Consider the following 9,069-nt stretch of genomic DNA (forward strand, 5'->3'; position numbering starts at 1 on the left):
GTATACAAAAAAACCCCCTATAAAGTAGTCCTTTTTTCAAAGTGTCTACTCTATAGGGTACATTTTAAACCGGCTGGTCCTTTTTTATTCCTTCTTTCTTTTTTCTTCAAGCTTTTCTTGAATTTTATGAAACTCTTTACTAGGCGGTGTAAGACTGACAATTGTATCACCTGTCGTTGCAGTACTTTCCGTTTGCTCTGTAAAGAACACAAGCTGTTTCGACTGTTTTAAAATGAACAATAAGACAGTCTCTTCGTGACGATCATGCATATAATCACGGAAAGTATATTGCTCTGTTAAAGTTGTTTTACGGAATACATAACCACCTTTAATACGATATTTTAATTCCTCTAAACCTACTGCTGGTGAAAACAATTCCCTACCGCCAATCGTATGATCAATGTCATCAATTTGATCTCCACTATGATTTTGTTTTGGTAATCGCAAAGCATTCTTTCTGCCAAACTCCGGAAGGAATGTCGAACATACTAAAGCATTGTATGAATCATATTCCGAAGCGGCGATTAAATAATCATACGGCGTAAAATCCATCGTATACTCGGTCTGCTCGGAAAGAATTTCACAATGGTTATGCGTAACACCCGAACGTCTTGCCTTATATAAACGATCATAGGACGCATCCACTACAACAGCCGGGATCTTTAATTCTTCCATGACCTTGGCCAGGCCAATAGAAAAACGGTTGGACCCTACTATTATGGCACCCGGCTTTCCCTCAGAAGAAAGATGAAGCTTTCTTGCTAACCATCCAATTGAAAAACCATGTACACAAACCGTAGCAAAAACGAGGGCGAAAGTTAATGATGTGACGATGGATGCACCAGCAAAACCTTCATCCTCTAAAACGGAAGCAAAATAGCTGGCAACCGTTAATGCTACAATACCTCTTGGAGCAATCCAGCCAACTAATGTTTTTTCCTGTAAAGATAATCCCGATTTAATTGTTGATAGGAAAATAGAAAGTGGTCTCACCACAAATAACATTAAAAGCACATAACCAATAATCTCGGGACGAAATACATCCTTTAACGTATCCATTGTCAAAGAAGATGTTAATAAAATAAATACAGCTGAAATTAATAACATCGATATATTTTCTTTAAAATGGCGCATCTCTTTAATGGAAGAAATCCCTATGTTTGCTAATGTCATCCCCATAGCCGTAACAGCTAGCAATCCTGTTTCATGCTTTACTTCATCCGCTATGGTAAAACACGCAATAACTGCGACAAAAACAGCTGGAGATTTTAAGAATTCCGGTGTATGACCAGTTTCAAACATCCAGCCAGTTACTTTTGCAAACACATATCCTAACACCACCGCAAACAACGATGCTAAAAAGAAAAACAATAACGCTGTAGCATCACGTCCATCGGCAGACAAGAAAAGAATAATTTCAAAAGCAAAGACAGCTAACAGTGCTCCAAATGGGTCTACAACAATTCCTTCCCATTTTAATATCTTAGCCGGTGTCGGTTTTAATTTAGATTGTCGTAATAAAGGCAGGATAACCGTCGGACCTGTTACGATAAAAATACCGCCGATCACAAAAGCTACCGCCAAAGACATCCCTGCCACATAATGTGCAGTTAATGAACCTAAAACCCATGCTAAAATCGCTCCCCATGTCACAATACGAAAGACAGGCTTACCTAACCCTCTTAACTCTTTAATATTTAAATTCAAGCTACCTTCAAAGAGAATAATGGCAACAGCGATAGATATAAATGGTCTATATAAATCTCCAAAATCTTGTTCCGGATTTATGATATCAAAAATGGGACCTGCTAATAAACCAGCAATTGCCATCACTACAATAGCTGGCAATTGAAATTTCCAGGCAACCCATTGGGATCCTACACCTAGTACACCGATAATCATTAAGACAAGTAATAACGAGTCTACCATGGTTATCCCCCTTTATATAAAAGACTTTATTTATCCTATTTTTGTCTAAACTTATTGACGTATATGCCAATTTTGCGATTAATACCATTTCTGATATTAGAACATAAAGATATTTTATACGGTAGGCATACACATGTAAATAAAAAAATTCATTTAAATGGAACAAATTTTAGCGTGGCGGTTTCTATATTCAAGTTAAGGAAAAAATGTTATGATAAAGGCGGATTTTTGATGAATGATATTTTTTTATAGAGGAAGATACGATGTTAGAACAAGCTCAAAAATTATTACATACCTATTACGGTTATAACTCATTCCGTCCTGGTCAATCTAACGTTATTGAAAAGTTATTATATAAACAAAATACCATTGCTATTATGCCTACAGGTGGCGGTAAATCTATTTGCTATCAAATTCCCGGATTAACTCAAGAAGGGATAACACTTGTTATTTCTCCATTAATCTCCTTAATGAAAGATCAAGTTGATGCACTTACTACATTAAACATCCCTGCTACTTATATTAACAGCTCTTTAACAAACGACGAACAGATTGCTCGTCTTCGTGATGTGCGATTAGGAAAATATACTTTTCTTTACGTGGCGCCAGAGCGATTAGAATCGAAAAAATTCCTTCATATACTTCAATCTATCTCTATTTCCTTGATTGCCTTTGATGAGGCACATTGTATTTCACAATGGGGACATGATTTCCGGCCAAGCTATCGATCTGTCATTGACTCCATACAACAATTAAATCAAAAACCAACATTAATAGGATTAACCGCTACTGCAACAAAAGAAGTGACGAAGGATTTACAGCAACTATTAGAAGTGGATTCATCTAATATAGTCAACACTGGCTTTTCTCGAGATAATTTAACCTTTCAATTAGTCAAAGGGCAAGACCGCAATGCCTATACCCTACAGTTTGTTCAAACTAATAAAGAAGAAGCTGGCATTATTTATGCAATCACAAGAAAACAAGTGGATCAAATACATATTCAGTTAAAAAAAATTGGAGTTCCTGTTCTTAAATATCATGCTGGGTTAACTGAAGAAGCTCGTCAACAAGCTCAGAACACTTTTATACAAGAAGAAGGCTGTGTAATGGTCGCGACCAATGCTTTTGGAATGGGGATTGATAAATCAAATGTACGATATGTCGTTCACTATGGGCTCCCTCGTAACTTAGAAAGCTATTATCAAGAAGCAGGGCGTGCAGGCAGAGATGGTGAACCAAGTCAATGTATTTTATTGTTTTCCGGACAAGATATCAGTTTACAAAAATATTTAATTGAACAATCTGATTTAGACGAAGAAAAGAAATCCAAGGAATACGGAAAACTGCAAGCGATGATTAATTATTGTCATACCAATCAATGCTTACCTCAATTCATCCTTCATTATTTTGGAGACTTGAGTTCAAAGAAAAACTGCAAGAAATGCACGAATTGTAATGAGACACTTCAAAAGGTGGATAGAACCAAAGAAGCCCAAATGGTGTTATCTTGTATAAAGCGAATGAATCAGTCCTTTGGTGCCAGCTTAACTGCAAAGGTTCTAAAAGGTTCTAAGGATAAAAAGGTTAAACAGTTTCAATTCGATCAATTATCAACATATGGTTTATTACACGATTATACAGAAAAAGAACTAGTTAACTTTATTCATTTCTTAGTGGCAGAAAATTTTCTGACAGCTGTTGAAGGTCGTTATCCCACATTACGTCTTAACCAACGGTCTATCGACATTTTAAAAGGAGAATTGCCTGTATATGTCTATATTGAAAAAGTGCCACAAAAAGAAGCAACAAATGATTATCCAGCAGAGTTTTTTGAACATTTAAGACAGATTCGTAAAAAAATGGCCGATCAGCAAGGCGTACCTCCATATGTATTATTTACAGACCGCACTTTAAAGGAACTTGCTAAACATAAGCCACAGGATGAAGAAAGTTTACTTCAAATTCATGGTATGGGGGAAAAGAAGGTAGAGAAATACAGTGATATGTTATTAAAAGAAATCTCAGAATGGAATCAGTCATAATCGCCCGAACACAACATTTTTTTTCACATAAGCTATTAATGCAGGTTATATTACAGGCCTGATTGCCAGGATAAAGGGGACGTTTCCATGGAGAAAAAACAAGAGAATACCAAAAGAAGAAGACGAAGAAGATCAAAAAGAAGATGCGGTTGTGCTAAAAGAAAAAGAGGTACCCTATAGAATTAGGGTCCTCTTTTTTTAGCAGGAAAGAATTATATAACAAATGAGATTATTTCTAAGCAGTGTTGAATAAACACCACTATTGCTGAATAAATAAGGTGTATCTGCACCATAAATTAAAAAGCAAAAACACCCTGTTTTGTTTACATAAAATAAGCTATAATCACTTCAATGATCGCTGCCATCCCTGCCACTGCTAATATTATGATAATCGGTGTGAAGATAACAGTATAGAAGTGAAATCCTAAAAATAAAAACATAGCATTCCAAATACCTAAACACCAATGGCAACTTAAAAGCTCACCAATCCAACGCCTCAGGCCACTTCCCTTCATATAGATGGTCTCTTCTATCGTACCATCAGGCAACTCTTTCGCTTCTATTTCTAAAAAAGGTGCACGAATAAACCCGGTGATTTTATCATAAAGAAAAAGCCTTGTTAATCGAAAAGAAGCAAGCGACAGTAATACAAAAGAAAGCCATGTGATCATTTGAGCACCTTCCTTTCTAATCTATTCTATTAACAGAAAGGAAAAATGATGCGCAAAAAATCAGGATTCTACCGCCTATTTAAAAACTTACTATATATAGATGCAAGTACTTGCTGAAAAAGCATCCCAATGACGACAGGTACTGCAACAGGCCCTGGAAAATATTGAACCGCAATTACTGCACCAGCGCTAATATTTCTCATCCCTCCACTGAAGGTTAACGCTGTTACATCTATTCGGTCTCTTTTCAATAAATGAGCAGCTATCCATGTTAGTAAATAGCCTGTCCCCGCAATAAAAAACATAACACACGCAACTCGTATAAGATGCCAATCGATATCTTTTAAATATGGTGCCACAGCGGAGCTATTGATCATAATAACCAAGGATAGGGCGATCTTAGAAAAGGGAGCTAGTCTCGGACTCCATACTTCATGCACTTTGCCATGTGACCATTCGTTTAATACCATCCCTATAATAGAAGGTATGACAATCATCATTAATAACCCTTGCATCATTGGCCAGACTTCCAATTCAACAGATTTCCCAACGAATAGAGACAGGCTATATGGCACAATAAACGGGGAAAGAATGGTATCAATTAAAATAATCGATAATGTTAATACAACATTCCCCTTATTTAATGACACCCAAATAAAGCTTGTAATCCCTGTTGGAATCACCATAGCTAAAACAAAACCCGTTACTGTTAAACTGTCATCCGGAAAGGTGATCCATCCAACTAGCCAAGCCCATAGCGGCATGACCAAATGTAAAATGACCAGTGCAATAAAAATAGAAGTAGGATTGGTGATAACACGGTGTAAGGCAATAAAATTTAAACTAAGGCTCCCCGCAAAAGTCATAAATGCAAAAATCCATGTAACCAGATATTCTACTTGTACGAAATAATCAGCAAATAATACACCAATTAAGACGCTTGATGGTGCAATAAAAGGCATTCCTTTTTGTAAAACCTTATTGAGCTTGGTTAACATGATGTCGACTCCTAGTTTTTATTGTAGTAATTTTCTTATAGCGGGCCTTGTACTATCCCAGTCCACCTCTACTGGTACACCGAAAAATTTGGATAATACAGAGGAGGTTATAAGGGTTGTACTATCTCCTTGATCAAATACAGTCCCACCTTTTAATAGTAATGTTTTTTGAAATATAGGAAGTATTTCGTCTACATGATGTGTAACATAAATAATGGTTGGCGCTGCTCCCTCTTGATTACTAATATTGGTAATTGAATCAAGCAAGTCCTCTCTCGCCAAAAAATCTAACCCTGTCGTAGGCTCGTCTAAAATTAACAGTTCCGGATCACCCATTAAGGCTCTTCCAATTACAACGCGCTGCTGCTCTCCTTGAGATAATGTTCCATATGGTCGATTAGCATAATGAAAACATCCTAAATCTTTTAATATTTGCTGTGCTTTTTCCCTCATATCATCTGTCGGTGTTTCATATAATCCAATAGATGCAAATCCACCGCTAAGTACCACTTGATACGCAGAGTCCGATCCATATATTCGTTGCTTGATCGTTGACGATACGAGACCAATTTTTTGACGTAATCGTTCGCCTAAGACGTCTTTTCCAAACCGTTTTCCTACTACTTTCATTTTTCCAGCAGTTGGAAAGTAATGGGCGTTTAACATATGTAATAAAGCGGTTTTCCCAGCACCGTTTAGTCCTAATAACACCCAGTTTTCTCCTTTATTTATTTGCCAGTCAATCTCTTTAAGTATCCATTTTCCATCTTTTTTTAATCCTACTTTTTGTAAATCTAATACCATCTCCATACTCCCTCCCTTTAACTATTATACACCTTGAAAACAAATTTTGATTAATTTTGGAGAAAATATTGAAAATGATTCTCATTATCGTTATAATATATTTATACACACGTTATAAGGTGTACATTTGATGTAGAAACATTCCATTTCTTTCACATGTCTTTTGTTACCCCCCAACCAACAAAAGTAACGAATGTTTCTGTCCCTACATAGAGCTGCTGTTATAGCAGCTCTTTTTTTTGCCCTTTTTCGTGTATCTTTGTTTTTTTCGTACACAGTTGAAAAAATGAAAAACTGCAACATAAAATGACGGAAATCTCATACCAATCTAATGAAGGATGGATGGGCTCTAAAACACCACGGAGGAAATACACGTTTACTCCTGCGGGAAAAGAAGACGTTGCCGCAATGAGAGCATTTTGCTCATGAGGAGGCACAATATGAGGTGAGTGGAAAGCGAAGTGCATTTCTGGAGCGGTATCATAGCACTGTCTTAAACAATAAGAGCAAAACTTTCTCTCATTTCATTGAACAGAATATAGCTTTTGTGCAATTAGCCTGTAACGATTTTTAAGATTTTACACATTTTTTTATTTAAAATTATTATAATTAAATATTGATTTTTATAAAGTTTGTATTATAATAAGAGATGTGTTACATTTTACATTCCAAAAAGGAGAGGTGTTATATGAGTGGAGAAAAAAAATACTTAACTACAGCCTCTGGTGCTCCTGTTGGGGATAACCAAAATTCGATTACTGCTGGTCACAGAGGACCTACTTTAATTCAAGATGTTCATTTACTAGAGAAATTAGCACATTTTAACCGTGAACGAGTTCCTGAACGTGTTGTACATGCTAAAGGTGCTGGTGCGCACGGATACTTCGAAGTTACAAATGATGTGTCCAAATATACAAAAGCAGACTTTTTATCAGAGGTTGGAAAGAAAACACCTATGTTTATCCGCTTTTCAACAGTTGCTGGTGAATTAGGTTCTGCTGATACCGTACGTGACCCTCGTGGTTTTGCAGTTAAATTTTACACTGATGAAGGAAACTACGACTTAGTTGGAAACAATACTCCAGTATTTTTTATTCGTGATGCTATTAAGTTCCCTGATTTTATTCATACCCAAAAACGTAATCCTCAAACTCATTTAAAAGATAAAAATGCCGTTTGGGACTTCTGGTCTTTATCTCCAGAATCTTTACACCAAATCACGATACTTCACTCAGATAGAGGTATTCCTGCAACCTATCGCCATATGAATGGCTATGGAAGTCATACCTTCAAATGGGTAAACAAAGACGGAGAATCTTTCTACATTAAATATCACTTTAAAACAGATCAAGGCGTGAAAAACTTAGATGTAGAAGTTGCTGATAAACTAGCTGGTGAAAACCCAGATTACCATACAGAAGATTTATTTAACGCTATTGCAGATAGTGACTATCCTTCTTGGACATTAAAAGTGCAAATTATGCCAGAAGCAGATGCTTTGAATTACCGCTATGATCCATTTGATGTGACAAAAGTTTGGCCGCATGAAGACTATCCATTAGTGGAAGTAGGCCGTATGGTATTAGATAGAAACCCTGAAAACTATTTTGCAGAAGTGGAACAAGCTGCATTCTCTCCTGGACATTTCGTGCCAGGTATTGAAGCATCACCAGATAAAATGCTGCAAGGCCGCTTATTTGCATACTCTGATGCACATCGCTACCGTATAGGCGCTAACCATGAGTCTCTACCTATTAACAGAGCAAAATCACCTGTTAACAACTATCAGCGTGATGGATTTATGAGCCATGACGGAAATGGTGGAAGCACTATTAACTATGAGCCTAACAGCTACGACAATGCTCCGAAAGAAACGCCTGAAAATAAGACAAGTCCTTATGAAGTATCAGGTTTTGCAGATAGTGTTCCTTATGATAATGAGGATCATTACTCACAACCACGCGCACTATTCCGTGATGTCATGAATGATGATGAACGCGAACGTTTAGTGCAAAACTTTGCCGACCATATGAGCGCTGTTACAAAAGAAGGTGTCATTGAACGTCAATTAGAAAACTTCCATAAAGTAGACCCTGAGCTTGCAGAAAGAGTTGCAGCCAAACTAAATGTGGATGTCCCTTCTCACCTAAAAAAATAAATAATTTTTATACTCAAGAGACCAGTACGAAAACTGGTCTCTTTTATTTAGGCTCTTTTCTAAAATAAACCTTGTGGCACAGTATCCATAAACTGTGCAGTAACTTTGGTGAAGTTTTCCTCCGCTTGTCTCGATGAGTGCGTAATCGACGCTGCGGAAAAACACTCGCTTTCCGGGGGCAGCACCTCAGCCTCCTCACTCACCAAAACCGTTCGCTGTGGGGTCTTCGGAAGCTGCTCTTCCCCCAGGAGTCTCGCATTTTTCCGCCGCTTGTGTGAGTTTTCTTATTTAGTAAGAAAAAATTCTAGTAGCTTTTATAAATGATGCATTTGCACAAAAAATTCACCATCCTGACAGCGTAGGAAATATACGTAGACTCCTGCGGGAAAAGCAACGGCAGTCAAGTCCTTAATATTGTGTAAAAGTTAAATACAAGTTTTTAACCTTTTATAGATAATAGTTGG

At 37.0% G+C, this 9,069-nt stretch carries 6 protein-coding genes; 2 read left to right on the plus strand and 4 right to left on the minus strand.

The genetic code is table 11. The features are described from left to right. Positions 1-84: 84 nt before the first annotated feature. A complete protein-coding gene (locus tag GHD00_RS20450; protein ID WP_163540038.1) occupies positions 85-1,929 on the minus strand; it encodes a cation:proton antiporter in 1,845 nt (614 codons plus the stop codon). A 263-nt stretch (positions 1,930-2,192) separates the two neighbouring features. On the opposite strand from GHD00_RS20450, the gene recQ reads away from it, so the two are divergent. Continuing rightward, positions 2,193-3,974: a DNA helicase RecQ gene (recQ, locus tag GHD00_RS20455; protein WP_163540039.1), complete on the plus strand. Its 1,782-nt coding sequence runs from the start codon at positions 2,193-2,195 to the stop codon at positions 3,972-3,974. Positions 3,975-4,297: 323 nt separating this feature from the next. On the opposite strand, the gene GHD00_RS20460 is transcribed toward recQ, so the two are convergent. The 3 genes from GHD00_RS20460 to GHD00_RS20470 form a co-directional block, all read right to left on the minus strand. Beyond that, a complete protein-coding gene (locus GHD00_RS20460; RefSeq protein WP_163540040.1) occupies positions 4,298-4,645 on the minus strand; it encodes a DUF1360 domain-containing protein in 348 nt (115 codons plus the stop codon). 68 nt (positions 4,646-4,713) lie between these two features. After that, a complete protein-coding gene (locus GHD00_RS20465) occupies positions 4,714-5,643 on the minus strand; it encodes a bile acid:sodium symporter family protein (protein ID WP_163540041.1) in 930 nt (309 codons plus the stop codon). 18 nt (positions 5,644-5,661) lie between these two features. Further along, complete coding sequence (locus GHD00_RS20470) at positions 5,662-6,447, minus strand: ABC transporter ATP-binding protein (protein WP_163540042.1); 786 nt, start codon at positions 6,445-6,447, stop codon at positions 5,662-5,664. A gap of 688 nt (positions 6,448-7,135) precedes the next feature. On the opposite strand from GHD00_RS20470, the gene GHD00_RS20475 reads away from it, so the two are divergent. Continuing rightward, entirely contained in the window at positions 7,136-8,605 is a 1,470-nt protein-coding gene (locus GHD00_RS20475; protein ID WP_163540043.1) for a catalase, read from the plus strand. Positions 8,606-9,069 lie beyond the last annotated feature (464 nt).

This window comes from Gracilibacillus sp. YIM 98692 (assembly GCF_010993965.1).
Lineage (GTDB): Bacteria > Bacillota > Bacilli > Bacillales > Amphibacillaceae > Gracilibacillus.